This is a genomic window from Herbidospora yilanensis (assembly GCF_001570565.1).
In the GTDB taxonomy this organism is placed as follows: domain Bacteria; phylum Actinomycetota; class Actinomycetes; order Streptosporangiales; family Streptosporangiaceae; genus Herbidospora; species Herbidospora yilanensis.
The window spans coordinates 21,459-46,154 of record NZ_BBXE01000028.1 but is presented as its reverse complement, the minus strand read 5'-3'; the positions used below and the strand labels follow the sequence as shown (position 1 = coordinate 46,154).

The following is a 24,696-nucleotide window of genomic DNA, read 5'->3' as shown; positions in this document are numbered from 1 at the left end:
CTGATCATCCGCAGGTTCATGAGGGGACAAAACCTTGCCGCGTAGACTTCGGCGTCATGGCCGTACAGATCTCGCCCAGCATTTTGTCCGCCGATTTCGCCCGACTGGCCGACGAGGCCGCCCGGGTCGCGGGAGTGGCCGACTGGCTCCACGTCGACGTGATGGACAACCACTTCGTGCCCAACCTGACGCTCGGCCTGCCCGTGGTGGAGGCGCTGCTGAAGGCGGTCTCGACGCCGGTCGACTGCCACCTCATGATCGAAGACCCCGACCGGTGGGCGGTCGGCTACGCCGAGGCGGGCGCCAGGAGCGTGACCATCCACGCCGAGGCGGCCAAGGCGCCGGTGCGCACCCTCCGGGCGATCCGCAAGGAGGGCGCGCGGGCGGGGTTCGCGCTGAACCCGGCGACGGCCGTCGACGCCTACGAAGACCTGCTGCCCGAGATCGACATGCTGCTGCTGATGACCGTCGAGCCCGGCTTCGGCGGGCAGCCGTTCCTCGACGGGGTGCTGCCGAAGATCCGCCGGGCCCGGCAACTGGTCTCCAAGCACGGTCTGGAGGTCTGGATCCAGGTCGACGGCGGGGTGGCCGACGAGACGATCGAGCGCTGCGCCGAGGCGGGCGCCGACGTCTTCGTGGCCGGGAACGCCGTCTACGGCCGCGACGACCCCGCCGCCGCCGTCCGCGCCCTTCGCGCGCTCGCCGAGGGGGCGTAGCGTGAGGTCATGAGCCAAGACGGGCTGTTCGGGCCCGGTTCGGTCACCTGGCGGGTGATGGCGGAGCCGGTGCTCTTCGTGGGCGGCTTCCGGGCCCTGCTGATGCAGGGCCTCCACCCCCGGGCGATGCGCGGGGTGATCCAGAACTCGGCCCTGTTCGATCCGTCCGAGGCGTGGGCGCGTTTCCTGCGCACGACCGAGTTCGTCCGGGTGCGCACCTACGGCTCGGCGGCCGAGGTGGAGAAGGCCGCCTCCCGGGTCCGCAAGATCCACGCCACCCTGACCGCCTACGACCCCGACGTCGGCGACCGCTACCACCTCGACGAGCCCGACGCGCTGCGCTGGGTGCACGTCGGGGAGGTCGACTCCTACCTGTCCACGGCCCGCCGCGCCGGGGTCCCCCTCACCGACGAGGAGGCCGACCGGTTCGTGTACGAATGGCGCCGCGCCGCCGAGGTCGTCGGCCTGTCACCCGACGAGGTGCCCCACTCGGTGGGCGAGATGCGCGACTACATCGAGGGGGAGCGGCCGAAGTTGCGGTTCGTGCCCGAGGCGCCCCACCCGCTGCTGATGTCGCTGAACCCGCCGCTGCCGGCGCGGCTCACCCTGATCAAGCCGATCTTCCCGTGGATCACCGCCGTGGCCTTCGCCAGCCTGCCCCGCTGGGCCAGACGTCTCTACGGCCTGCCCGCCACCCCGTTCGGCGACGTGTGGGCGACGATGACGCTGCGCACCGTCCGGACCGGCCTGAACGCCGTCCCGAGGGCACTGCGACCCGTGCCACATTGACGCCGCCCGGAACCCTCGTGGCAGACTGGGAATAACTTGCGTAGGCAACAGCCTTTACGCGTACCGAAGAAACAATGCGTGCTCCGGGGTCGGTGAAAGTCCGAACCGGCGGTGACAGTCCGCGACCCGGCCGAATCCATCGGCCGGTTGACCTGGTGGAATTCCAGGACCGACGGTGAAAGTCCGGATGGGAGGCAGCACGCGGCGGACGAGGCCCCTGTTCGGGGTGCGTCCGTCCTTGGGCGCTTCCATGCCCATGCCCCGGAGCCCTGATTCAGGGAAGGGACCGGGGTGGACGACCACTTCATGCGCCGGGCGATCGACCTCGCCGCGCGCGGGCTGGGCACGACGAGCCCGAATCCGGTGGTCGGGTGCGTGATCACGTCCGCCGGGGGCTCCGTCGTCGGCGAGGGCTTCCACGCCGCGGCCGGCGGGCCGCACGCCGAGGTCTGGGCGCTGCGCGAGGCCGGTGAGCTGGCCCGGGGCGGCACCGCCTACGTCACCCTCGAACCCTGCGACCACCACGGCCGGACCGGCCCCTGCTCCGAGGCGCTGCTCAAGGCCGGGATCGAACGTGTCGTCGTCGCGGTGCCCGACCCGAACCCGGTCGCGGCCGGGGGCGCGGAGAGGCTGCGCCGTGCGGGCGTCGCCGTCGAGACGGGGCTGCTGCGGGCCGAGGCCGAGCGGGGGAACGCCCACTGGCTGACGTACACGCGGATGAGGCGGCCGTTCGTCACGTGGAAGTTCGCCGCGACCCTCGACGGCCGGTCGGCCGCCGCCGACGGCACCAGCCGGTGGATCACCTCGCCCGAGGCCCGCGCCGACGTGCACCGCCTGCGCGCGCAGCACGACGCGATCATGGCCGGGATCGGCACCGTGCTGGCCGACGACCCCCACCTGACGGTCCGGCCCGGCGCCGCGAAACCCCTGCGTGTCGTCGTCGACAGCGAGGGCAGCACGCCCCCGCACGCGAAGGTGCTCGACGACGCCGCGCCCACCCTGCTCGCCGTCGGGGTCGACCTCCCCTCCGCGCACGCCGTTCGCGTCCCGCGCGGCCCCCACGGCCTCGACCTGCCCGCCCTGCTGACCGAACTCCACCGCCGCCGGATCGTCAGCGTCTTCCTCGAAGGCGGCCCCACCCTCGCCGGGAGCTTCCTGCGCGCCGGTCTGGTCGACCGGGTCGTCGCCTACCTGGCGCCCGCCTTCCTCGGCTCGGGGCTCAGCGCCCTGGGCGAGGCCGGGGTGACGGGCGTCGGCGGCATCCACCGCTGGGAGTTCGAAGACGTCGTCCCCATTGGACCGGACCTGCGCGTGACCGCGCGGCCGGCGCCCCCGAAGGAGAACTGAGCATGTTCACCGGAATCGTCGAGGAACTCGGCGAGGTCGTCGCCGTCGACCCTCTCCCGCAGGCGGCCCGGCTGGCCTTCCGCGGCCCCAAGGTCACCGAGGACGCCGGGCACGGCGACTCGATCGCCGTCAACGGCGTCTGCCTGACCGTCGTCGAGGTGAACGACGACGTCTTCACCGTCGACGTCATGAAGGAGACCCTCGACCGGAGCAGCCTGGGCGCGCTGACCGTGGGCTCGCCGGTGAACCTGGAGCGCGCGGTCCGCGCCGACCAGCGGCTCGGCGGCCACATCGTGCAGGGCCACGTCGACGGGACCGGGACGCTGCTGAAGCGGGAACCCGGCGAGCACTGGGAGGTCGTGACCATCTCCCTGCCCGCCGACCTGGCCCGCTACGTCGTCCACAAGGGCTCGATCACGGTCGACGGCGTCTCGCTGACCGTCGCGTCGGTCTCCGGCGAGGAGTTCACCGTCAGCCTGATCCCCACCACGCTCGCCCTGACGACCCTCGGCGGCAAGGTCGCCGGCGACCCGGTGAACCTGGAGGCCGACGTCATCGCCAAGTACGTGGAGAAGCTGGTGGCCCGGTGAACGCCACCTTCGAGGTCTTCGGGACGACCGTCCTGTGGACCGACCTCATCGGCAACATCCTGGCCCTGGCCACGGTCGTGTTCGCCATCCGCAGGTCGTTGTGGACCTGGCCGGTCCAGCTCACCGCGTCGGTGCTGCTGCTGGCCGCCTCGATCGACGCGGGGCTGACCGGCAACGCGCTGAAGCAGGTCATGTTCGGCGTGCTGGCCGTGTACGGCTGGGTGCGGTGGAAGAGCCAGGGCGAGGTGCTGGCCGTGCGGACCGCGACGTACGCCGAGCGGCTGTTCCTGGCCGGGACCGTCGTCGCCGGGACCGCCCTGGTCGGCTGGTTCTTCTTCGTCACCGGGCTCTCGTGGGGCGCGCACGCCCCCCTTCCCGAGGGCTACTTCCTGGTGGCGGCCGACGCCTACATCTTCGTCGGCAGCGCGGTCGCGACCTGGGCCCAGGGCAGGGCGCTGACCGACTTCTGGCTCGTCTGGATCGCCGTCGACCTCGTCGGAGTGCCGCTGGCCTTCCGGTCGGGGCTCGTCGTCTCCGGGGCGGTCTACGCGGTGTTCTTCGTCCTGGTCCTCACCGGATTCGTCAACTGGCGCAAGCAGGAGGCCGTCGCAGTATGAACGACATCAGGCTCGATCCGATCGAACGGGCGATCGCCGACATCCGCGACGGCAAGCCGGTCGTGGTCGTCGACAACGAGAACCGCGAGAACGAGGGCGACCTCATCTTCGCGGCGTCCAAAGCCACGGCCCAGACGCTGGCCTTCACGATCCGGCACAGCTCGGGCGTCATCTGCGTCGGCATGCGGGGCGACGACCTCGACCGGCTCGGGCTGCCGCTGATGGTGAACGACAACAAGGAGCGCATGCGGACGGCGTACACGATCAGCGTCGACGCCCGCGACGGGGTCAGCACCGGCATCAGCGCCGCCGACCGGGCGCGCACCATCCGCACCCTGGCCGACTCGGCGACCGAGCCGTTCGAGCTGGTCCGGCCCGGTCACATCTTCCCGCTGCGCTACCGCGACGGCGGCGTGCTGGTGCGGCCCGGCCACACCGAGGCCGCCGTCGACCTGGCCCGGCTCGCCGGCTTGACCCCCGCCGGGGCGCTGGCCGAGGTGACCAACGACGACGGCACCATGGCCCGGCTGCCCGAGCTGCGCGTCTTCGCCGACGAGCACGACCTCGCGCTGGTCTCCATCGAGCAGCTCATCGAGTTCCGCCGCCGCACCGAGCGGGTGGTGACCCGGGTCGCCGAGACGTCCATCCCGAACCGCTACGGCATGTGGCGGGCCTACGGCTTCGCCAGCTCCCTCGACGGCGGCGAGCACGTCGCGCTCGTCTACGGCGATCTCGACGACGGCGAGAACGTGCTGGTCCGGGCCCACTCCGAATGCATGACGGGCGACGTGCTCGGCTCGCTGCGCTGCGACTGCGGCGTGCAGCTCGACCACGCCATGGCCGCCATCGCCGAGGAGGGCCGCGGCGTGGTCGTCTACCTGCGCGGCCACGAGGGCCGCGGCATCGGCCTGCTGGCCAAGCTGCGCGCCTACGCCCTCCAGGACGACGGCCACGACACCGTCGACGCCAACCTCGAACTCGGCCTGCCGGTCGACGCCCGCGAGTTCTCCAACGCCGGCCAGATGCTCGGCGACCTCGGGGTCAAATCGGTGCGCCTGCTGACCAACAACCCCGCCAAGATGCGGGGGATGGACGGATACGGCATCAAGGTGCTCGGCCGGGAGCCGATGCCGATCGCCGTGAACCCGTACAACGAGAAGTACCTGTACGCCAAACGTGACCGGCTGGGTCACGAGATTCCCGAGGAGCAGGCATGAGTGGTGGCGGACGGCCGGAGACGTGGCCGGTCGAGGCGCAGGGGCTGACGGTGGGCATCGTCGCGGCCCGGTGGCACGAGAAGATCACCGACCAGCTGGTCGAACGGGCCGTCGCGGCGGCCAAGGACTGCGGCGCGACCCCGACCGTGGTCCGGGTGGCCGGATCGCTGGAGATCCCCGTGGTGGCCCAGGCGCTGGCCCGCACCCACGACGCCGTGGTGGCGCTGGGCGCGGTCATCCGCGGCAAGACGGCTCACTTCGACTACGTGTGCGACTCGGTGACCAGCGGCCTGACCAGGGTCTCCCTCGACGAGTCGACCCCCGTCGGCAACGGCGTGCTGACGTGTGACAGCGTCCACCAGGCCGTCGAGCGGTCGGGTGTGCCCGGGTCGAAGGAGGACAAGGGCTACGAGGCGACCGTCGCGGCGCTGGAGACGGCGGTTCTGTTGCGCGAGCTCACCCCGGGATCGCGCTAACGTTCGGTCTCATGTTCCCGAGTGTTCCCGCGCCGCCCCTCCCCGTCGTCTGGCGTCCGAAGAGGGCCCGCGTCGTGGCCTACACGCTCGCGGCGATCATGGTGGGCGGCGCGCTGATCCTGGCGGTCGTCCTTCCGGAGCAGTTCCACCTCCCCGACCGCATCGGGGTCTTCGTGTTCGGCTGCGCCGTCGCCTTCCTCCTCCACCTGCTGGGCCGCCTGCGGGTGGTGGCCGACGACGACGGCGTGACCGTGGTCAACGCGGTGCGGGTGCACCGCTACGAGTGGGCCGAGATCCTCGGCGTCTCCCTCCCGGAGGCCGAGCCCTGGCCCCGCCTCGACCTCGCCGACGGGAGCGTCGTGGGGGCGATGGGGATCCAGGGCTCGGAGAAGGCGCGGGCGGCGCGGGCGGTGGCGGAGCTGAACGCGCTGATCAAGATCAAGAGCGAGGCCCCCGACCACTAGGCCGCCTTCGCGACCAGGCCCCTCCTGCGCAGTTCGGGCAGCACGCCCTCGCCGAACCAGTAGGCCTCCTCCAGATGGGGGTAGCCCGACAGGATGAACTCCGACGCCCCGTGGGCGGCGTACTCCTCCAGCAGGTCGGCGACCTCCGCGTGGCTGCCCACCAGCGCGGTTCCCGCGCCGCCCCGCACCAGGCCGACCCCGGCCCACAGGCCCGGGTGGATCTCCAGGTCGCGGGCCCTGCCGCCCGTGAAGCCCTCGTGCAGGGCGAGCATGCGCTTCTGGCCGACCGACTCGCTCGTCGACAGCAGTTCGCGGGCCTTGGCGACGTCGCCGCTCGGGATGCGCTCCAGCAGGCGTCCGGCCTCGGCCCAGGCCTCCTCGCTGGTGTCTCTGGTGATGACGTGCAGGCGCACGCCGTACCGGAGCGTGCGCCCTTCCGCGGCGGCCAGGTCGCGGATCCAGCGCAGCTTCTCGCCCACCTGCGCGGGCGGCTCGCCCCAGGTCAGGTAGACGTCGGCGTGCTTGGCGGCCACCGGGCCGGCCGCGCCGGAGGAGCCGCCGAAGTAGATCTCCGGTGCGGGCTCCGGCGGGGCGGCGACGCGGGCGTCGGCCACGTCGTAGTAGGTCCCGGTGAAGTCGAGGCCGCCCTGCCAGGCGCCCCGCACGACGCTGAGGAACTCGTCGGTGCGGGCGTAGCGCTCGTCCTTGCTCAGGTGGTCGCCGAACCGGGCCTGCTCGGCCGCCTCGCCGCCGGTCACCACGTTGAGCAGCAGCCGCCCGCCCGAGACGCGCTGGTAGGTGGCGGCCATCTGCGCGGCCAGCGTCGGGGAGAGCAGGCCCGGCCGGAACGCCACCAGGAACTTCAGCCGGGTCGTCACCTGGGTCAGGGCCGCCGTGATGAGCCAGGCGTCCTCGCACCAGGTGCCGGTCGGGGTCAGCACCGCCTCGAAGCCGACCTGCTCGGCCGCCTTCGCGATCTGGCCCAGGTATTCGACCGACGGGGCGCGGTATTCGGCGTCGCCGTGGGTGCGGCCGAGGCCGTGGCCGCCGGCCACGATCGAGCGGCCGTCGCCGGTCGTCGGCAGGAACCAGTGGAATCTCACTGCGCCGCCTCCACGATGTCGTTGAAGCGCCGGTCGACGAAGTCGGCGAACTTCAGCCCGCCCGGGATGAGGCCCTCGGCGGCGAAGGCGTCGGCCATCTGCTGCTCCGAGGTGACCACGGCGTCGTCGATGACGATCGGCGACATGACCGCGTTGTCGACGGCCGCGTCGGCGACCTCCTGCGGCAGGCCGGTCTCGGCCGCCCACACCTTGGCCCATTCGGGCTTGTGACCGAGCGCCCACTGACGGGCCTTGGCGATGCGGGTCAGGTAGTCGCGGACCGCGTCGGCCTTGGTCTCGATCGCCTCGGGGGCCGCGACCTGGAAGTTCAGGCCGTTGACGTAGCCGGTGCCGTCGACCAGCACCCTCGCCTCGTGCTGGAGGATCGCCTGGGAGGTGAAGGGCTCCCAGATCGTCCAGGCGTCGACGGTGCCGCCGGAGAAGGCGGCCAGCGCGTCGGCGGGCTGGAGGTACTGCGGCTGGATGTCGGAGAAGGCCAGGCCCTCCTTCTTCAGCACCGACAGCAGGTGGTGGTGGGAGGAACTGCCCTTGGCCACGGCGATCTTCTTGCCCTTGAGGTCGGCCGGGCCGGTCAGGGTCGAGTTCGCCGGTACGACCACCGCCGCCCCCGTCACGTTCTGCTTGTAGGCCGCCACGACCTTGATCTTCGAGTCGGCCGCCGCCGCGAAGATCGGGGGAGTGTTGCCCACGCCGCCGATGTCGACGGCCCCGGCGTTGATCGCCTCCAGCAGCGGCGGGCCCGAGGTGAACTGGGCGAACGTGATCTTGTACGGGGCGCCGTCGAGCAGCCCGGCCGCCTTCAGCAGCGCCTGCGCCCCGGCCTTCTGGTCGCCCACGCGGAGCGTGACCGTTCCCTCGGGGGCGCCGGCGTCGGTCGACGGGCTGCCGCACGCGGCGGCCAGCAGCAGGACGGCGGCCAGCAGTGCGCGTTTCATGATCTTCCTTCGGGTGAGACGCCGAGCGCGGCGAGCAGGGTGTTTCGCAGGGTGACCAGGCCGGGGTCCTCGCGGTGGCGGGGACGCTCGGCCGTGATGGAGATGTCGTGGGCGATGCGGCCCTCGTCGAGCACCAGCACCCGGTCGGCCAGCAGCAGCGCCTCGTCCACGTCGTGGGTGACCAGCAGCACGGCCGGGCGGTGCCGGGCCCACAACTCCAGCACGAGCTGGTGGATGGTGATCCGGGTGAGGGCGTCGAGGGCCGAGAAGGGCTCGTCGAGCAGCAGCAGTTCGGGCTCGCGGACCAGCGCGCGGGCCAGGCTCGCGCGCTGTGCCTCACCACCCGAGAGGGTGAGCGGCCAGGCGTCGGACCGTTCGGCCAGCCCGACCTCGGCCAGCGCCGCCTTCGCCTTGCCGGCGGGGGCGTCGAGCCCGAGCGTGATGTTGGCCAGCAGCCGCTTCCACGGCACCAGCCGGGGCTCCTGGAAGGCCACCGCGACCGAGCCGGTGACGTCGATCGTTCCGGTGACCTCGTCGTCGAGCCCGGCCAGCGCCCGGAGCAGGGTCGACTTGCCGGAGCCGCTGCGCCCCAGCAGGGCGGTGAACTCGCCGTCGCGCAGTTCCAGGTCGAGCGAGTCGAGCACGACCCGGTCGCCGAACGCGCGTGCTACGCCAGAAAGCCGCGTCGCCATGCGAGCGCCCTCCGCTCCAGCAGCCGGACGATCGCGTCGGTGGCCAGCCCGAGCGCGCTGTAGACGAGCAGCCCGACCACGATCACGTCGGTGCGCAGGAACTCCCGGGCGTCGTTGATCATGTAGCCGAGGCCGGTGGTCGCGTTCACCTGCTCGGCCACGATCAGCGCCAGCCAGGCCACGCCGAGGGCCTGCCGCAGCCCGACGAGCGTCTGGGGCAGCGCGCCCGGCAGCACGATGTGCCTGATCAACTGGCCGCGCGACAACTTCAGCGTCGTGGCGACCTCGGCGAGCTTGCCGTCGACGCCCCGGATGCCCGAGAAGGTGTTGAGGTAGAGGGGGAACGACACCGCCAGGGCCACCAGCAGGATCTTCGGCTCCTCGCCGATGCCGAACCACAGGATGAACAGCGGGATGAGGCCGAAGAACGGCAGCGCCCGCAGCGCCTGCATGATCGGGTCGACCGCGTTCTCACCCGCCCGGCTCAGCCCCGCGACCAGGGCGAGCAGGATTCCGGCCGCGCCGCCGACCAGGAAGCCGATCAGCACCCGCTGGAGCGAGACCCCGATCGCGGTCGGCAGCGTCCCCGCCTGGGTCAGTTCGACGGCGGTGGCGGCGATGGTGGCCGGTGCGGCCAGCAGGCGTTCGGGCAGCAGACCGGTGGCGCTGGCGATCTGCCAGATCACGAGGAGGGCGAGCGGGCTCAGCCAGCGATGCCACGCGGTGACGCGGCGCCGCGGCCCTTTCGGCGTGGCGCGCGGTCTTTCGACCGGGCGCGCCAGCTCGACGACGGACATACGGGAACCTCGCAGAGAGCGGTGAGTGGACCGCCCCCAGAGTTACCCATATTTCCTACCAAGTCAATCGGTAATGTGCCGGAGCTCCCGTTCCAGGTTGCGCCGGGCCTGGTCTTCCCACAGGTCACGGGCCGTTTGGGTGCCGTAGAGAGAACCGTCGAGCAGCCGCCGGAGCACCTCGGCCCGGCCCACCCGGAACAGGGGGTCGGGCACGTGGCGGTATTCCCGCCGGACCGCTTCGGCGTAGGCGTCGTACCGCTCCGGGCTCTGGCCGAGCACGGCCAGGTCGGCGTCGCAGAGCACCGCCGCGTTCCCGTCGCCCTCGGGGTAGGAGTGGGTGGCCGTCACCCGGACCAGCCGGGCGACCTCACGCGCGATCGGCAGCCCCAGGGCCGTCAGGCGCGACTGGGCGAGCTGGGCGCTGCGCTCCTCGTCGAGGCCCGGCCGGCCGTCGTAGACGGCGTCGTGGAACCAGGCCGCCAGCCGGACCGCTCGGAGATCGGCGGCATGGGCCGCCAGCGGTTCGATCGCCGCCAGGACCTCGGTCAGGTGGCGGGTCGTGTGGTAGCGGCGGTGGGGTTCGGCCCAGCGTGCGGACAACTCCGCGACCAGGGCGCGCCCCGCGGGGGAATCGGGGAAATCCTGCGTCACCCGGCGAACCTACCAAGGGCGAGCGCCGCGTGATCACGCGCCGAAGTAGCCTGGACGGGTGGAAATCGACTCCCCGGAGGCCCTGCGGGACCTCCTCGAACAGCGCGACTACCTGGCCGACGCGGGCCTGGCGACCGCCGCCTACCTGGCCCTGCGCATGGGCCGGCCGCTGTTCCTCGAAGGGGAGGCCGGAGTCGGCAAGACCGAGCTCGCCAAGACCCTCGCCGCCGTCCTCGGCGCCCCGCTGATCCGCCTGCAGTGCTACGAGGGGCTCGACGCCGCCCAGGCCCTCTACGACTGGGACTTCGCCCGCCAGTTGCTGCACCTGAAGGCCGCCGAAGCGGCCGGGATCACCGACCTCGGGGCCCTCGAAGGCGAGATCTACGACCGCCGTTTCCTGATCGCCCGGCCGTTGCTGCAGGCGATCGAATCGCAGCCCGCCGTCCTTCTCGTCGACGAGATCGACCGGGCCGACGACGAGTTCGAGGCCTTTCTCCTGGAGGTGCTCTCGGATTTCACCATCTCCATTCCGGAACTCGGCACCATTCGCGCCGCCGCGCCGCCGCTGGTCGTGTTGACCTCCAACCGCACCCGCGAAGTCCACGACGCGCTGAAGAGGCGCTGCCTCTACCACTGGCTCGACCATCCGGGATTCGACCGCGAGGTCGCCATCCTGCTGCGCCGCCTGCCGTCCTGTACGTCCGCTCTCGCGGAACAGGTCGCCCGCGCGGCGGCCCGGCTGAGGGCCGCCGACCTGCTCAAACCGCCCGGCATCGCCGAGACGCTCGACTGGGCCGAGGCGCTGCTGACGCTGGGGGTCAACCGGCTCGACCCCGACACCGCGGCCGTGACGCTGGGGGCCGCGCTGAAATACCGCGAAGACCAGCAGGCCGCCCTTCGCGACGGGCTTCTCGATGCCTGACGTCGTTTCGTCGATGGTGGGATTCGTCCGCACACTCCGGGCCGCCGGAGTGGCGGCCGACCATGAGCGGACCCGGGGTTTTCTGACCGCACTGGAGAATCTCGACGCCGGAGACCGGAAAGACGTCTATTGGGCCGGCCGGCTGACTTTGTGTGCCGGCCCCGACGACCTGCCCCGATACGACCGCTGTTTCGCGGCCTATTTCGACGGCCGCACCTTCCCGGGGCCCGTGGGGCCCGCCGCCACGGTCACCCGATACGTCGCCTCACCCGACGGCGGGTGCGAAGACCCGGGCGAGCGGACCACCGCCGCCACCGCCAGCACCCTCGAAGTGCTCCGCTCCCGCGACGTCGCGACCCTCACCCCCGAGGAGCGCGCCGAGGTCCACCGCCTGCTGGCCCTCCTGCGGACCGCCCGTGAGACGCGCGTCTCCCGCCGCCTGACCGCGTCCAGACGCGGCTCCCTCGATCCCCGCCGCATCGTCAGGGAGGCGATGAGGCGCGGCGGCGAACCGGCCAGGCTCCGGTTCCGCGACCGGCGGCGCAAACCCCGCAGGGTGGTGCTGCTGATCGACGTGAGCGGCTCGATGAGGGCGTACGCCGACACCCTGCTGCGGCTCGCCCACGCCGTGGTGCGGTCGGCGCCCCGCGCCACCGAGGTCTTCTCCGCCGGGACCCGGCTGACCCGGCTCACCGCCGAGCTGCGCGTCAGGGACGCCGCCCGCGCCATGGACCAGGTCTCGGCGGCCATCCCCGACTGGAGCGGCGGCACCCGCCTGGGAGAGGAGCTGCGGGCGTTCCTGCGGCTGCCCGACGCGCGGGGCGCGATCGTGGTGATCGCCTCCGACGGATGGGAACGTGGTGATCCGTCCCTGCTCGGCGCCCAGATGGAGCGGCTGGGCCGGATGGCCCACCGGGTCATCTGGGTCAACCCCCATAAGGGCGACCCGGCGTACCGGCCGCTCACCGGGGGGATGCGGGCGGCGCTGCCCCATATCGACGACTTGGTGGCCGGGCACAGCCTGGCCGCCTACGAGGAGCTGGCCGGGCTCCTCGCGGGAAGGAGAGCCGGTCATGCGTGACATCCTGTCTCAGGTCAACCGCTGGTGGACGGCCGGCCAGGGCGTGTTCGGCCTGGCCACGGTCGTCGGCACCTTCCGCAGCGCGCCACGCCAGCCCGGCGCGGCCATGGCCGTCCTGGGCGGCGAGGCGGTCGGCAGCGTGTCGGGCGGCTGCGTCGAGGGCGCCGTCTACGAACTGGCCCAGGAGGTCGTCGCCTCCGGGAGACCCGTGCTCCAGCGCTACGGCGTGAGCGACGACGACGCCTTCGCCGTGGGCCTGACCTGCGGGGGGATCATCGATGTCTTCGTCGAGCCGGTCTCCCGGGACGCCTACCCCGAGCTGGGGGAGATCGCGGCGTCGATCGAGAAGCGGGTCCCGGTGGCGGTGGCGACCATACTGTCCGGCCCCGGCAGGGTGGGCGCCCGCCGCGTCGTGTGGGACGACCACGTCTCCGGCACGCTGGGCTCGCCCCGGCTCGACGCCGCCGTCGACGACGACGCCCGGGGCATGCTGGCCCAGGGCACGACCGGCGTCCGCCGCTACGGCCGCGACGGCGAACGCCGCCTCGACGACCTCCAGGTGTTCGTCCAGTCGTTCGCGCCGCCGCCGAAGATGCTGGTGTTCGGCGCGATCGACTTCGCGGCGGCGGTCGCCCGGGTCGGCAAGTTCCTCGGCTACCACGTGGTCGTCTGCGACGCCCGCCCGGTGTTCGCGACCTCCAAGCGCTTCCCCGACGCCGATGAGGTCGTGGTGAAGTGGCCGCACGACTACCTGTCCCACGCGGCGGTCGACGAACGCACCGTCATCTGCGTGCTGACCCACGACCCGAAGTTCGACGTCCCGCTGCTGGAGGTGGCCCTGCGCACCCCCGCCGCCTACGTGGGCGCGATGGGCTCGCGCCGGACCCACGACGACCGCATGGCCCGCCTGCGCGAGATCGGGCTGACCGACGTGGAACTGTCCCGGTTGCGCTCGCCGATCGGCCTCGACCTGGGCGCCCGCACCCCCGAGGAGACGGCCGTGTCGATCGCGGCCGAGCTCATCCAACTGCGCTGGGGCGGCTCGGGCCGCCCGCTGACCACCACCGAGGGCCGCATCCACGGCGAACTCGCGTGATCGCCGGAGTCCTGCTGGCCGCCGGCGCGGGCCGCCGGTTCGGCCGCCCCAAGGCCCTGGTCGAATACGAGGGCGAACGCCTGGTCGACCGGGGGGTGCGGCTGCTCGAAGAGGGCGGGTGCCATCCGGTCGTCGTCGTGCTGGGGGCCGCCTGCACTCCGGTACGGGGTGCGGTGACCGTCCTCAACCCCGACTGGGCGACCGGGATGGGCTCCTCGCTGCGCGTCGGCCTGGCGGCGGTCCCGCCCGAGGCGGCGGGCGTGGTGGTCGCGCTGGTCGACCAGCCGCTCATCCGTCCCGAGGCGGTCGAACGGCTCGTCGCCGCCTTCCAGGCCGGGGCCGGACTCGCCGTCGCCACCTACGGGGGAGCGCGGCGCAACCCCGTGCTGATCGGCCGCGACCACATCGCCGGGGTGGCCGCTTCACTGGAGGGCGACGTGGGCGCGCGCCCCTACCTGAAGCGGCACGCCGAGCTGGTCACCGAGGTGCCCTGCGACGACGCGGGAGACCCGGCCGACATCGACGAGCCGGGCGACCTGCCGGCGGGCTAGAACCTCAGGTCGGCGACGGCCGCGCGGTGGTCGCTGCCGGCGGCCTGGCGGACCTCGGCCAGGGTGGCCTCCATGCCCCGGTAGAGGATGTGGTCGGGGCGGGTGATCGGGAAGCCCGACGGCCAGGTGAAGCCGAAGCCCCGGCCCGCCTCCTCCTGGGCGTCGCGCAGCGGCGGCACCAGGTTGCCCCGGGCCCGGTCGGTCGTGGCGGTGTTCAGGTCGCCCAGCAGGACGAGCCGGCGGCTCTTGTCCTTGGCGATGACCTCGCCGGCCTCCTGCAAGGTCTTGTCACGGAAGGAGGTCTCGCCGGGGCGGGCGGAGGCCAGGTGCATGACGTACACGGTCACGTCGCCCTTCTCTGCCTTGACGACGGCGCGCAGCGCCCTGGCCCAGCCGAGCCCCACGTCGACGCGTTTGGCGTCGTCGAGCCGGTACTTGCTCCACAACCCGACGGTCCCGACCTGGAAACGGTGGGGGAAGATGCGGCTGAGCTCCTTGGCGGCCGGGCCGCCCGGGGTCAGCTCCTGCGCCGCCACCACGTCACGGCCCTCGGCCGCGGCCCGCACCGCCTCGCCGGACAGGTCGTTGGCCACCCCGACGTTGAGCGTCGCCACCGTGAAGTCGCTGTCGCCGCCGGGCGGCTGCCGCAAGACGCCCGGCCCGAACATCACGCCCCACACGACGGCCGGGGTCAGCGACGCCACGACCGCCCCCCGCGAGCGGGCCACCGCCGCCAGCGCGACCAGCGGGACGATCGCCACCCCGAGCCAAGGCAACACGCTTTCGAGTACCGGCGTCACCCCGCCCAGTTCGGGCAGCAGCCGATGCCCGGCCAGGATCGCGGCGAGCGCCACCGCGACCACCGACACCACACGAGCCAGCAAGATCCCTCCCCCTGCCGGGAAAGTGTACGGCTCCCCGTATACGGAGGAGGTGAGCCGACATGTACCCTCGGAATGCCGTACTACCGGAACAACATTCGGTCCAGGAGGATCTATGCGGATCGGGATGGCCCTGAGCTATTCCGGCGGTTTCAAGGAGACCGTCGCCGAACTGGCCGACTACGAGAAGGCCGGCCTCGACATCGTGTTCGTCGCCGAGGCCTACAGCTTCGACGCGGTCAGCCAGATGGGGTACATCGCCGCCCGGACCGAGCGCCTGGAGATCGCCTCCGGCATCCTCCCGGTCTACTCCCGCACCCCCGCCCTGCTGGCCATGACGGCGGCCGGTCTCGACTACGTCTCCGACGGCCGCTTCACCCTGGGCCTCGGCGCCTCCGGCCCCCAGGTGATCGAGGGCTTCCACGGCGTGCCCTACTCGGCCCCGCTGGGCCGCACCCGCGAGGTCATCGAGATCGCCCGCAAGGTGTGGAAGCGCGAACGCCTCGAATACCAGGGCAAGCACTACACGATGCCCCTCCAGGGCGGCACCGGCCTCGGCAAGCCCCTGAAGCTGATCAACGCCCCGGTCCGCGAGCGCATCCCGATCGTGGTCGCCGCCATCGGCCCCAAGAACGTCGAACTGGCCGCCGAACTGGCCGAGGGCTGGCTGCCCATCTTCTACATGCCAGAGAAGGCCGCCGACGTGTGGGGCCCGTCCCTGGCGGCCGGCGCGGCCAGACGTGCTCCCGAACTCGGCGGCCTGGACGTCATCGCCACCGCCCACCTGGCCATCGGCGACGACGTGGCGGGCTTCCTGGAGTTCGGCCGCCCGATGGCCGCGCTCTACATCGGCGGCATGGGCGCCAAGGGCAAGAACTTCTACAACGACCTCGCCGTCCGCTACGGCTACGAGAAGGAGGCCGCCGAGATCCAGGACCTCTACCTCGCGGGCAGGAAGGACGAGGCCGCCGCCCGGGTGCCCCACGAGCTGCTGGAGAAGATGTCGCTGATCGGCAGCGAGGGCTTCGTCAGAGACCGGCTGGCCGCGATGCGCGAGAGCGGCGTCACGACCGTCAACGTGACCCCGATCGCCTCGACCCACGAGGAACGCGTGCGACTGATCGAGAAGGTGAAGGAACTCGCGGGCTGAAACGCCGGCGACGGACGCGGCCCGAGCGGGCAAGCGGCCCGCGCTCCGGCCTGGCGGGACTCGGGCGGGTGGGGCGAGGTGCTCAGGGGCGCAGGCAGATCTCGAACATCGAGCGCAGCCGGGCCTCGACCTCTTCCGCGTCGACCGCCTCGATCACGCCCGGCCCGAAGAGGCGGCGTACCGAACCGGTGCCCAGGATCATCGTGGCGGCCAGCAGGGCCCGCTGTTCCGGGTGGGGGCCGTCGAGCTGGGCGGCGATGCGCTTGACCACGGTCGCCTCGACGTGGGCGCGGAGGATGGCCTGGATCTCGGGGCTGGTGCCCGCGCGGTCGACCATGCGGGTGACCGGCTCGGTCGCGCCGCTCTGCAGGCGGACCGCCAGGCGGTGGGCGAGTCTGCCGGCCAGTCCGGCGGGGTCGCCGGCGATCACCGACTCGATCGTCGAGCCGGTCGCCAGGGCCTCGGCGAAGAGGGCCGCCTTCGTGCCGAAGTAGCGGTTCACCAGGGCCACGTTGGCCCCGGCCTCGGCGGCGATCATCCGCATCGTCACCTGGTCGTAGCCGTGTGCCGCGAACAGGTCGCCGGCCGCTTCCAGGATCCTCCGGCTGGTCGCCTCCCGATCTCTCGTCACCTGACGCATATTAGCTGCGTTTGACAAGTAAACAAGCGTCTACTAACTCTGTTGTGGAGCATTCTTTACACGGGGGGACGCCGGCTTTGACTCTCTTGGACGCACCGCAACGCACCTACAGCCATCGCCAGGTCCTGGAGATCCTCTCCGGCCTCCTGCTCGCCCTCATGACCTCGATGCTCTCGACGTCGGTCGTCGGCACCGCCCTCCCCACGATCGTCGGCGACCTGGGCGGCCAGGAGCAGCTCTCCTGGGTGGCCAGCGCGACCCTCCTCACGATGACCGTGTCCACCCCGCTCTGGGGCAAGTTGTCCGACATCTTCGGCCGCAAGCGCCTCTTCCAGATCGCCCTCGGCCTGTTCGTGGCCGCCTCGGTGGTGGCGGGGCTGTCGCAGAACATCGGCATGCTCATCGCCGCCCGCGCCGTCCAGGGTCTCGGCACGGGCGGCCTGTCGGCGCTCACCCAGGTCATCCTGGGCGACATCGTGCCGCCCCGGGAGCGGGGGCGTTACTCCGGGTACGTCGGCGCGGTCTTCGGCCTCTCGACCGTCGCCGGGCCGCTGCTCGGCGGGTTCATCGTCGACACCGACTGGCTGGGCTGGCGCTGGTGCTTCTACGTCTGCGTGCCGCTCGCGGTGGTGGCCTTCGCGGTGGTCCAGCGGGTGCTCCGGTTCGATCACGAGAGCCGCGACGCCCGCATCGACTGGTGGGGCGCCACCACGCTGACCGGCGGCGCGACCGCCCTCATGCTGCTGTTGTCGTTCGGCGGCCACGAGTTCGAGTGGAACTCGGCGTGGACCTACGCCCTGGGCGCGATCACCGTGGTGCTGGTCGCGGCGGCCGTCGTGGCCGAGCGGGCGGCGGCCTCGCCGATCCTGCCGCCCCGGCTGTTCCGCGACCGCACGTTCGTGCTGGCGAGCATCGCCTCGCTTCTGGTCGGCGTCGCCCTGTTCGGCGCGATGATCTACCTGCCGCAGTACCTCCAGATCGTCAAGGGCATGTCGCCGACCGAGTCGGGCCTGATGACCCTCCCGATGGTGATCGGGCTGTTCCTCAGCTCGATCGTCTCCGGCAAGGTCGCCTCGTCGACCGGGCGGTGGAAGGCGTTCCCGGCCGTCGGGCTGGTGCTGGTCGCGATCGGCCTGTTCCTGCTGTCGCGCCTGCACGTCGACTCCACGCCGGTGGAGATCGGGGCGTACATCACGATCATGGGCGCGGGGCTCGGCATGACGATGCAGATGCTCGTGCTGGCCGCGCAGAACGCCGCCTCCCGCGAGGACATGGCGGTCAGCACGTCCGGCGTCACGTTCTTCCGCAGCCTGGGCGGCGCGGTCGGCGTCGCCGCGTTCGGGGCGATCCTCACCAACCGGGTCAAGGACGAACTGGCCGCCCGTCTCGGCGGCGTCGCCGCCGCGCCCCAGCTCGGTACCCCCGAGGCCATCCACGGCCTGCCGCCGCAGGTGGTGAGGGCGGTGCTGGAGTCGTACACCGAAGCCATGCAGACGGTGTTCCTGGTCGGCGTGCCCGCCGCCGTGCTCGGCGTGATCGCGGTCCTGTTCCTCAAGGAGGTGCCGCTGCGCGGCGGCGGCGCCCCCTCACCGGGCGAGCCCGGCAGGCACGGCCGGCACGGCAGGCACGAGCGCTCCCGCAGTGGGCAGCCCGCCTGAGGCCTCCGTTTGGCAACATGGCCGGGTGACGTCAATCGACTCGCACGACGCCCGCGCCCTGGCCGAAGGCCTCCGCCGGGTCTATGACGCGGTCGCGCAACGGGTGACCGAGGAGAACGCCGCCTCGCCCCTCGCCGCCAGGGTCACCGGCCACCTGGGCCGCCCCATCGGGGAGGTGGTCGTGGTCGAGGAGAGGTACCGCCTCTTCGAGCACGCCGCCCTCCAACTCGCCGCCGACCGCTACCTCAGCGAGCACAGCCCCGGAGCCGAGTGGTTCGGCATCGTCGGCTCCGACCGGCGCTGGGAGAGCCTCATCAACATGATCACCAGCGCCATGAAGTCGGGCGGCGTGCTCCTCGGCCGCCCCGACTACGCGGTCGCCTCCATCGGGCCCGACGACACCATGGACGTGATCCTGCTCGGCATGGTGTGCACCCACGCCCCCGACGGCACGCCGGTGATCCTGGCGGTCAGCAACCGCGAGGACTACAACAAGTACGCCCTCCTCACCGTGCTCGCCACCGACAGGGCGGCGGCGACCGCCGTGCGCGAGGAGGTCGACCGCCTGAAGGACACCCTCGACCCGCTGCGCGGCCAGGTCGTGAGCTTCGGCTTCTCCGAGCACCGCGAGAACGAACTGCTCACCTTCATCCCCCGGGCCGCGCTCACCCCCGAGGAGGTGGTGCTGCCCGACGGCCGCCTGGAGGCGCTCGAAGACCACGTCGTCGGCATCGGCCGGGAGGCCGACCGGTTACGCGAGGCCGGTCAGCACCTGCGCCGGGGCCTGCTGCTCTACGGCCCGCCCGGCACCGGCAAGACCCACACCGTCCGTTACCTGATCGGCCGGCGGCCCGAGAGCACCGCGATCCTGATGACCGCCGAGGGCATGTCGAAGATCGACTTCGCGGTGGCGCTGGCCCGGCGGCTCCAGCCGTCGATCGTGGTCATCGAGGACGTCGACCTCATCGCCGAAGACCGCTCCCAGTTCGAGACCAGCCCTCTGCTCTTCGCCCTCCTCGACGCCATGGACGGCGTCACCGGAGACGCCGACGTGACCTTCCTCCTCACCACCAACCGCGTGGAGACCCTGGAGGCGGCGCTGGTCCAGCGGCCCGGCCGCATCGACCTGGCCGTCGAGGTCCCGCCCCCGGACGCGACCGCCCGCGACCGCCTGATCCGCCTCTACGCCCGCAACCGTCCCATCGAGGCCGACGTGGCCGCCGTCGTGAAGGCCACCGAGGGGGTCACCGCCTCCTTCATCAAGGAACTGCTCAGAAGGGTCGTCCTCACGGCCCTGCGACGAGACGAGCACGCCCTCACCGACGACCACTTCACCGCGGTCCTCACCCGGATGGCCGGAGACGGCGAGTCGCTGACCCGGGCCCTCCTCGGCGGCGCGGCGGAACGGAAGGACGTCCGTCCCAAAGCCCGCCTGGAACCTCCTAAATGCTGATATGTCCTACATTCTGACCATGAGTTTCGCGGAACGCCGCGCCCGCCTGGCCGCCCTCCTCACCGAGGGCGGCCACGCCGGCCTGCTGGTCACCCGGCCCGTCAACGTGCGCTACCTGACCGGCCTGGCCAGCTCCAACGCCGCCGTGCTGGTGCGGGCCGACGCGACCGCGGTCCTCGCGACCGACTCCCGTTACATCGAGACGGCCCGGGGGCTCGGTGACGACGTGCGGATCAAGGAGACCCGCGACGTCGCCGGCGACCTCCTGGAACCCGGCGCCGCCGTCGAGGCCCACCACCTGACGGTCGCCGAATACCACCGCCTGGGCGGGAGGGCGCCCCTCACGGAGGGTCTCGTCGAAGACCTCAGAAGGGTCAAGGACGACGCCGAGATCGCCGCCCTGGCCCGCGCCTGCGCTCTCACCGACGAGGCGTTCTCCCTGGTCATCGGACAGATCGCGGCCGGAATGACCGAACGCGAGATCGCCCGGATGCTCGAACTGCGGATGACGGAGCTCGGCGCCGACCGGCCCGCCTTCGAGACGATCGTCGCGAGCGGCCCCAACGGCGCCGTCCCGCACCACTCGCCCGGCGACCGCCCGGTCCGGCGCGGCGACCTCGTCACCATGGACTTCGGCGCCCTGTACGCCGGCTACCACGCCGACATGACCAGGACCGTCGCCCTGGGCGAGCCGTCGGCCTGGCAGCACGAGATCTACACCGTCGTCCACGACGCCCAGGCGGCGGGACGCGCCGCCGTGCGCCCGGGGGCGACGGCCGGCGAGATCGACTCCGCCGCGCGCGACCTGATCGCCGCCGCCGGGTACGGCGACCGCTTCGGCCACGGCCTGGGCCACGGCGTCGGCCTGGAGATCCACGAGGAGCCGTTTCTGGGCCCCGGCAGGACCGGTAGACTAGAGGATCGAGTTCCGATCACCGTCGAACCCGGGGTCTACCTGCCGGGGTTGGGCGGTGTGCGCATCGAGGACACGCTCGTGACGCGTGACCCATTGCCGGAACTGCTCACACTCACCACCAGGGAGCTGCTCGTCCTGTGAGCGGCCCGCACGCAGGAGAAGAGACTTCACGTGGCGACCACGAACGACCTCAAGAACGGACTCGTGCTCAAACTCGACGGCGGCGACCTCTGGTCGGTCGTGGAGTTCCAGCACGTCAAGCCCGGTAAGGGCGGTGCGTTCGTCCGCACGAAGCTGAAGAACATCATGTCGGGCAAGGTCGTCGACAAGACCTTCAACGCCGGCGTCAAGGTCGAGGTGGCGACCGTCGACCGCCGTGAGATGCAGTTCTCCTACATGGACGGCGACGAGTTCGTCTTCATGGACACCGAGACCTACGACATGCTCAACGTCTCCCGCGTGGCCGTCGGCGACGCCGCCAACTACCTGCTCGAGAACATGACCGCCACGGTCGCGATCAACGAGGGCAACGTCCTCTACGTCGAGCTCCCGGCCGCCGTCGAGCTGACGATCTCCGAGACCGAGCCGGGCCTCCAGGGCGACCGCTCGACCGGCGGCACCAAGCCCGCCACGCTCGAGACCGGCGCCGAGATCAAGGTGCCGCTGTTCATCACGACCGGCGAGAAGGTCAAGGTCGACACCCGCACCGGCGACTACCTCGGTCGCGCTTGATGTCTGCCCGGGGGAAGGCGCGCCGCCGCGCGCTCGACATCCTCTTCGAGGCCGAGGCACGCGACACCAACCCGCTCGACATCCTCGCCGAGCGGGTCGAGCGGGCCGAGCCTCCGGTCAACGAATACACGATCAGCCTGGTCGAGGGCGTGGCCGGGCGGCTGGGCCGCATCGACGAGCTCATCTCGACCTATTCGGAGGGGTGGACGATGGAGCGCATGCCCGCCGTCGACCGCAACATCCTCCGGGTCGGCACCTACGAGATGCTCTGGGTCGAGGACGTGCCCGAGGGCGTCGTGATCAGCGAGTGGGTGGCCCTCGCCGGTGAGTTGTCGACCGACGAGTCGCCCCAGTTCGTCAACGGCCTGCTGGCCCGTTTCAAGCAGCTCAAGCCGTCCCTGACGCTCTGAGCTCCGGCGGCGGCGTAGGCTGGCGTGCCTACGTCGTCGTCGACTTTTCGGAGGATCACCGTGCGTGACGCCACGCGGCAGGCCGTCGTCTGGGAGTCGCTCCAAGCGGTCATCGCCGGCAGATCCGCGCTCGACATCCTCGACGCCGGCGGCGGCACCGGCGGCTTCGCGGTGCCGCTGGCCCGCCTGGGCCACTCGGTGACCGTGGTCGACCCCACGCCCGACTCGCTGGCCGCGCTGGAGCGCCGCGCCGCCGAGGCGGGCGTGACCGTCACCGGCCTCCAGGGCGACGCCGGCGACCTGGCCGACCTCCTCCCGCCCGCCAGCGCCGACCTGGTGCTCTGCCACAGCGTCCTGGAATACGTCGACGACCCGTCGGCCGCCCTCGCGTCGGTCCACACGGTCGTCCGGCCCGGGGGAGTGGTCAGCGTCCTGGCCGCCAACCCCGTCGCCACCGCCATCCACCGCGCCCTGGCGGGCAACTTCGCCGAGGCCCGCGACGTCCTGGAGACGGGCACCTGGGGCGAGAAGGACCCGACCCCCCGCCGCTTCACCGGCGAGGCCCTCGCGGCCCTCCTGAGCAAGGCGGGCTTCACCGTCGGCGAGGTGCAGGGCGCCCGCATCTTCACCGACCTGGTCCCCAGCCGCTTCGCCGAAGACGACCCAGATGGCTTGATCGAGCTTGAAAGGGCCGCCACCGCCCACCCCGTCCTGAGGGACATCGCGACCAGGATCCACCTCCTGGCCCACCGGTAACGGCCTTAAAGGCTCACAAGCCCTTTCTTCCGTCACGGCTCCGCCCACCCCGACACCGCCCGCCGCCCCCGGATCCCGCCGTATCCGGCGCCGGCCACCCGCTCCCTCGTCGTGCCCAACGAGCGGGTCGGGCGAAAAGAGCGAGCCCGCCCGGCGTCCGGCCCAGGCGGGCATGTTCGGCCGACCTCTCAGGGGCGCCGTTCCGGTCGAACCCCTGTTCGGTTAGACTCGCGCCATGTCGAGGAAACAGGTGTTGCCGCAGGTCACCGGCCCGGCCCAAGTCGCCGACGACACCGGCTGCCCCATCCTCCACGTCGACATGGACGCGTTCTTCGCGGCGGTCGAGCTGATCGAGCGCCCGGAGCTCCGGGGCACCCCCGTGATCGTCGGCGCCGCCGGGGCGCGGGGCGTGGTGCTGAGCGCCACCTACGAGGCCCGCGGGTTCGGGGTCCACTCGGCGATGCCGATGACCCGGGCGATGCGCCTGTGCCCGCAGGCGACGGTCATCCCGCCCTCCCACGGCAAATACGGCGCTATCTCCAAGGGCGTCTTCGAGATCTTCCACGCGGTCACCCCGCTCGTGGAGCCGCTCTCGGTCGACGAGGCCTTCCTCGACGTCGCCGGGGCCCGCCGCAGGCTGGGGTCCCCGGTTCAGGTGGCGGCGGCGATCCGGGCCCAGGTGGCCGAGCGCTTCGGGGTGACCTGCTCGGTCGGGGTCGCCTCCACCAAGTTCGTCGCCAAGCTCGCCTCCCGCCAGTGCAAGCCCGACGGCCTCCTGGTCGTCCCGGCCGAGGGTGTCGTCGAGTTCCTCCACCCGCTGCCCGTCGCCGCCCTGTGGGGCGTGGGCGAACGCACTGAGCAGGCGCTGACGCGGCTGGGCATCAAAACGGTGGGCGACCTTGCCCGGGTGCCCGTTGCCACGCTCCAGCGCGAGTTCGGGGCCGCGGGGAGCCATCTGGCGGCGCTGGCGTGGGGCCGCGACGAGCGCCGGGTGACCGCCCACGTCCCCGACAAGAGCATCGGCAACGAGGAGACCTTCGCCCACGACGTCGACGACCCTGAGACGATCATGCGGGAGCTGCTCCGGCTCTCTGAGCGGGTCGCCGCCCGGCTGCGCGCCGCCGGCTACGTCGGCCGGACCGTCAGCGTGAAGCTGCGCCGGTCCGATTTCACGACCATCACCCGGTCGCGTACCCTCCGAGAGGCCACAGATGTGGCGAAAGAGATACATACCACCGCTTGCGACCTCTACAGGGCCGCGGGTCTCGATAGAGTGCGGCTGCGACTCGTAGGCGTCCGGATGGAGAACCTCCGCCCGGCAGACACGGCGACCAGGCAAATCGGCCTGGGAGACCGCGAGATCGGCTGGCGGGAGGCGGAACAGGCCATGGACAAGGCGATCCGGAGGTTCGGGCCCGATGCGGTCCGCCCCGCCTCGCTCGTCCGAAAACGGTTTGGTCCAATGGATCTATGACGTCACCTCCGCATTGGACCGCGCTTGTGGACGTTCTGACCGTTTTCTTTCGCCCACGTCTACAGACTCGTATTCTGGGGATAACCGACCGCAGGGTTCGGACATCCTTCGTTCGTTGCCGTCTTCCCCGTCTTGGGGCCGTCCTTGGGAGGCGCCGTGCCGCTGTCTGAGCACGAGCAGCGCTTGCTCGACCAGATCGAGCAGGCCCTCTATGCCGAGGACCCGAAGTGGGCCAATACCGTCCGGATCAGTGACCCACGCAGCCATTACAAGCGCCGCCTGGTGAAGGCCTCCATCGGCTTCGCACTCGGCGTCGTCCTGCTGATGGTCGGCGTCGTGTCCACCGTCATCTGGCTCGGGGTCGCCGGCTTTGTGGTCATGCTCGCGACGTGTCTGTGGGGTCTGTCCAGCTGGAAACGCATGAACGGTTTCCACGGCGACAGCCGCTCCGCCACGTCCACGCAGCAGCAGGGGCCGGCCGCCCGCCGTGGGCGCCGTCCCGGCTTCATGGAGCGCATGGAGGAGCGCTGGCGCCGTCGTAACGACGAGCGTTAGCCGCCG

At 71.7% G+C, this 24,696-nt stretch carries 28 protein-coding genes and 1 riboswitch; of the genes, 21 read left to right on the top strand and 7 right to left on the bottom strand.

Annotated features, from left to right (window positions below; all coding sequences use genetic code 11):
• Positions 1-56: 56 nt before the first annotated feature.
• The 8 genes from rpe to AW273_RS22310 all read left to right on the top strand — a co-directional run bounded on the left by rpe (position 57) and on the right by AW273_RS22310 (position 6,216).
• Positions 57-716, top strand: a complete 660-nt coding sequence (rpe, locus tag AW273_RS22345; RefSeq protein ID WP_062351242.1) for a ribulose-phosphate 3-epimerase — start codon at positions 57-59, stop codon at positions 714-716.
• Positions 717-725: 9 nt separating this feature from the next.
• On the top strand, positions 726-1,505 hold the full coding sequence (locus AW273_RS22340) for an oxygenase MpaB family protein (protein WP_062351239.1): 780 nt from the start codon (positions 726-728) through the stop codon (positions 1,503-1,505).
• Positions 1,506-1,579: 74 nt separating this feature from the next.
• Positions 1,580-1,710: riboswitch (FMN riboswitch) on the top strand.
• 86 nt (positions 1,711-1,796) lie between these two features.
• Complete coding sequence (gene ribD, locus AW273_RS22335) at positions 1,797-2,852, top strand: bifunctional diaminohydroxyphosphoribosylaminopyrimidine deaminase/5-amino-6-(5-phosphoribosylamino)uracil reductase RibD (protein WP_232327542.1); 1,056 nt, start codon at positions 1,797-1,799, stop codon at positions 2,850-2,852.
• Between the two features lie 2 nt (positions 2,853-2,854).
• Positions 2,855-3,442 carry a riboflavin synthase gene (locus tag AW273_RS22330; RefSeq protein WP_062351236.1) on the top strand — a complete coding sequence of 196 codons (588 nt, stop codon included), beginning with the start codon at positions 2,855-2,857 and terminating at the stop codon, positions 3,440-3,442.
• A complete protein-coding gene (locus AW273_RS22325; protein WP_062351233.1) occupies positions 3,439-4,059 on the top strand; it encodes a nicotinamide mononucleotide transporter family protein in 621 nt (206 codons plus the stop codon). The genes AW273_RS22330 and AW273_RS22325 overlap by 4 nt, the downstream gene beginning before the upstream one ends.
• A complete protein-coding gene (locus AW273_RS22320; protein WP_062351228.1) occupies positions 4,056-5,276 on the top strand; it encodes a bifunctional 3,4-dihydroxy-2-butanone-4-phosphate synthase/GTP cyclohydrolase II in 1,221 nt (406 codons plus the stop codon). The genes AW273_RS22325 and AW273_RS22320 overlap by 4 nt, the downstream gene beginning before the upstream one ends.
• Positions 5,273-5,752 (top strand): 6,7-dimethyl-8-ribityllumazine synthase, encoded by a 480-nt coding sequence (ribH, locus tag AW273_RS22315; protein ID WP_062351226.1) that lies wholly within the window; start codon positions 5,273-5,275, stop codon positions 5,750-5,752. The genes AW273_RS22320 and ribH overlap by 4 nt, the downstream gene beginning before the upstream one ends.
• Positions 5,753-5,763: 11 nt before the next feature.
• Entirely contained in the window at positions 5,764-6,216 is a 453-nt protein-coding gene (locus AW273_RS22310; RefSeq protein WP_062351203.1) for a PH domain-containing protein, read from the top strand.
• Here AW273_RS22310 and AW273_RS22305 read toward each other — a convergent pair.
• The 5 genes from AW273_RS22305 to AW273_RS22285 form a co-directional block, all read right to left on the bottom strand.
• Positions 6,213-7,319, bottom strand: a complete 1,107-nt coding sequence (locus AW273_RS22305; protein WP_062351202.1) for an LLM class flavin-dependent oxidoreductase — start codon at positions 7,317-7,319, stop codon at positions 6,213-6,215. The genes AW273_RS22310 and AW273_RS22305 overlap by 4 nt on opposite strands.
• Positions 7,316-8,275 carry an ABC transporter substrate-binding protein gene (locus AW273_RS22300; protein ID WP_062351199.1) on the bottom strand — a complete coding sequence of 320 codons (960 nt, stop codon included), beginning with the start codon at positions 8,273-8,275 and terminating at the stop codon, positions 7,316-7,318. Before AW273_RS22300 ends, AW273_RS22305 begins: the two co-directional genes overlap by 4 nt.
• Positions 8,272-8,967 (bottom strand): ABC transporter ATP-binding protein, encoded by a 696-nt coding sequence (locus AW273_RS22295; RefSeq protein WP_062351196.1) that lies wholly within the window; start codon positions 8,965-8,967, stop codon positions 8,272-8,274. The genes AW273_RS22300 and AW273_RS22295 overlap by 4 nt, the downstream gene beginning before the upstream one ends.
• Complete coding sequence (locus tag AW273_RS22290) at positions 8,943-9,764, bottom strand: ABC transporter permease (protein WP_062351192.1); 822 nt, start codon at positions 9,762-9,764, stop codon at positions 8,943-8,945. The genes AW273_RS22295 and AW273_RS22290 overlap by 25 nt, the downstream gene beginning before the upstream one ends.
• A gap of 63 nt (positions 9,765-9,827) precedes the next feature.
• Entirely contained in the window at positions 9,828-10,415 is a 588-nt protein-coding gene (locus AW273_RS22285; protein WP_062351190.1) for an HD domain-containing protein, read from the bottom strand.
• Positions 10,416-10,473: 58 nt separating this feature from the next.
• On the opposite strand from AW273_RS22285, the gene AW273_RS22280 reads away from it, so the two are divergent.
• The 4 genes from AW273_RS22280 to AW273_RS22265 are packed head-to-tail and all read left to right on the top strand — an operon-like array spanning position 10,474 to position 14,065.
• Positions 10,474-11,337 carry an AAA family ATPase gene (locus AW273_RS22280; RefSeq protein ID WP_062351187.1) on the top strand — a complete coding sequence of 288 codons (864 nt, stop codon included), beginning with the start codon at positions 10,474-10,476 and terminating at the stop codon, positions 11,335-11,337.
• Entirely contained in the window at positions 11,330-12,418 is a 1,089-nt protein-coding gene (locus AW273_RS22275; protein ID WP_062351184.1) for a vWA domain-containing protein, read from the top strand. Before AW273_RS22280 ends, AW273_RS22275 begins: the two co-directional genes overlap by 8 nt.
• The gene (locus AW273_RS22270; RefSeq protein WP_062351181.1) at positions 12,411-13,514 is read left to right on the top strand and encodes an XdhC family protein; all 1,104 of its coding nucleotides are present in this window, start codon (positions 12,411-12,413) and stop codon (positions 13,512-13,514) included. The genes AW273_RS22275 and AW273_RS22270 overlap by 8 nt, the downstream gene beginning before the upstream one ends.
• Complete coding sequence (locus tag AW273_RS22265; RefSeq protein WP_062351576.1) at positions 13,514-14,065, top strand: nucleotidyltransferase family protein; 552 nt, start codon at positions 13,514-13,516, stop codon at positions 14,063-14,065. Before AW273_RS22270 ends, AW273_RS22265 begins: the two co-directional genes overlap by 1 nt.
• Here AW273_RS22265 and AW273_RS22260 read toward each other — a convergent pair.
• Positions 14,062-14,949: an endonuclease/exonuclease/phosphatase family protein gene (locus AW273_RS22260; RefSeq protein WP_062351178.1), complete on the bottom strand. Its 888-nt coding sequence runs from the start codon at positions 14,947-14,949 to the stop codon at positions 14,062-14,064. The genes AW273_RS22265 and AW273_RS22260 overlap by 4 nt on opposite strands.
• A 112-nt stretch (positions 14,950-15,061) precedes the next feature.
• Here AW273_RS22260 and AW273_RS22255 point away from each other — a divergent pair, with 112 nt between their 5' ends.
• The gene (locus AW273_RS22255; RefSeq protein ID WP_062351176.1) at positions 15,062-16,096 is read left to right on the top strand and encodes an LLM class F420-dependent oxidoreductase; all 1,035 of its coding nucleotides are present in this window, start codon (positions 15,062-15,064) and stop codon (positions 16,094-16,096) included.
• An 82-nt stretch (positions 16,097-16,178) separates the two neighbouring features.
• Here the strand turns inward: AW273_RS22255 and AW273_RS22250 are convergent, their stop codons facing one another.
• On the bottom strand, positions 16,179-16,727 hold the full coding sequence (locus tag AW273_RS22250; protein ID WP_232327541.1) for a TetR/AcrR family transcriptional regulator: 549 nt from the start codon (positions 16,725-16,727) through the stop codon (positions 16,179-16,181).
• A 95-nt stretch (positions 16,728-16,822) separates the two neighbouring features.
• Here AW273_RS22250 and AW273_RS22245 point away from each other — a divergent pair, with 95 nt between their 5' ends.
• The 8 genes from AW273_RS22245 to AW273_RS22210 all read left to right on the top strand — a co-directional run bounded on the left by AW273_RS22245 (position 16,823) and on the right by AW273_RS22210 (position 24,690).
• Positions 16,823-18,394 carry an MDR family MFS transporter gene (locus AW273_RS22245; RefSeq protein WP_063910067.1) on the top strand — a complete coding sequence of 524 codons (1,572 nt, stop codon included), beginning with the start codon at positions 16,823-16,825 and terminating at the stop codon, positions 18,392-18,394.
• Between the two features lie 25 nt (positions 18,395-18,419).
• Complete coding sequence (locus tag AW273_RS22240) at positions 18,420-19,847, top strand: AAA family ATPase (protein WP_062351170.1); 1,428 nt, start codon at positions 18,420-18,422, stop codon at positions 19,845-19,847.
• Between the two features lie 19 nt (positions 19,848-19,866).
• Entirely contained in the window at positions 19,867-20,904 is a 1,038-nt protein-coding gene (locus AW273_RS22235; RefSeq protein ID WP_232327540.1) for a M24 family metallopeptidase, read from the top strand.
• Between the two features lie 30 nt (positions 20,905-20,934).
• Positions 20,935-21,495, top strand: a complete 561-nt coding sequence (gene efp, locus AW273_RS22230; protein WP_062351164.1) for an elongation factor P — start codon at positions 20,935-20,937, stop codon at positions 21,493-21,495.
• A complete protein-coding gene (gene nusB / locus AW273_RS22225) occupies positions 21,495-21,905 on the top strand; it encodes a transcription antitermination factor NusB (protein ID WP_062351161.1) in 411 nt (136 codons plus the stop codon). The genes efp and nusB overlap by 1 nt, the downstream gene beginning before the upstream one ends.
• A 60-nt stretch (positions 21,906-21,965) precedes the next feature.
• On the top strand, positions 21,966-22,661 hold the full coding sequence (locus AW273_RS22220; protein ID WP_062351158.1) for a methyltransferase domain-containing protein: 696 nt from the start codon (positions 21,966-21,968) through the stop codon (positions 22,659-22,661).
• A gap of 235 nt (positions 22,662-22,896) precedes the next feature.
• Positions 22,897-24,135, top strand: coding sequence for a DNA polymerase IV (locus AW273_RS22215; RefSeq protein ID WP_062351155.1), 1,239 nt, complete (start codon positions 22,897-22,899; stop codon positions 24,133-24,135).
• A 156-nt stretch (positions 24,136-24,291) separates the two neighbouring features.
• Positions 24,292-24,690, top strand: coding sequence for an SCO2097 family morphological protein (locus AW273_RS22210; protein WP_030450334.1), 399 nt, complete (start codon positions 24,292-24,294; stop codon positions 24,688-24,690).
• Positions 24,691-24,696 lie beyond the last annotated feature (6 nt).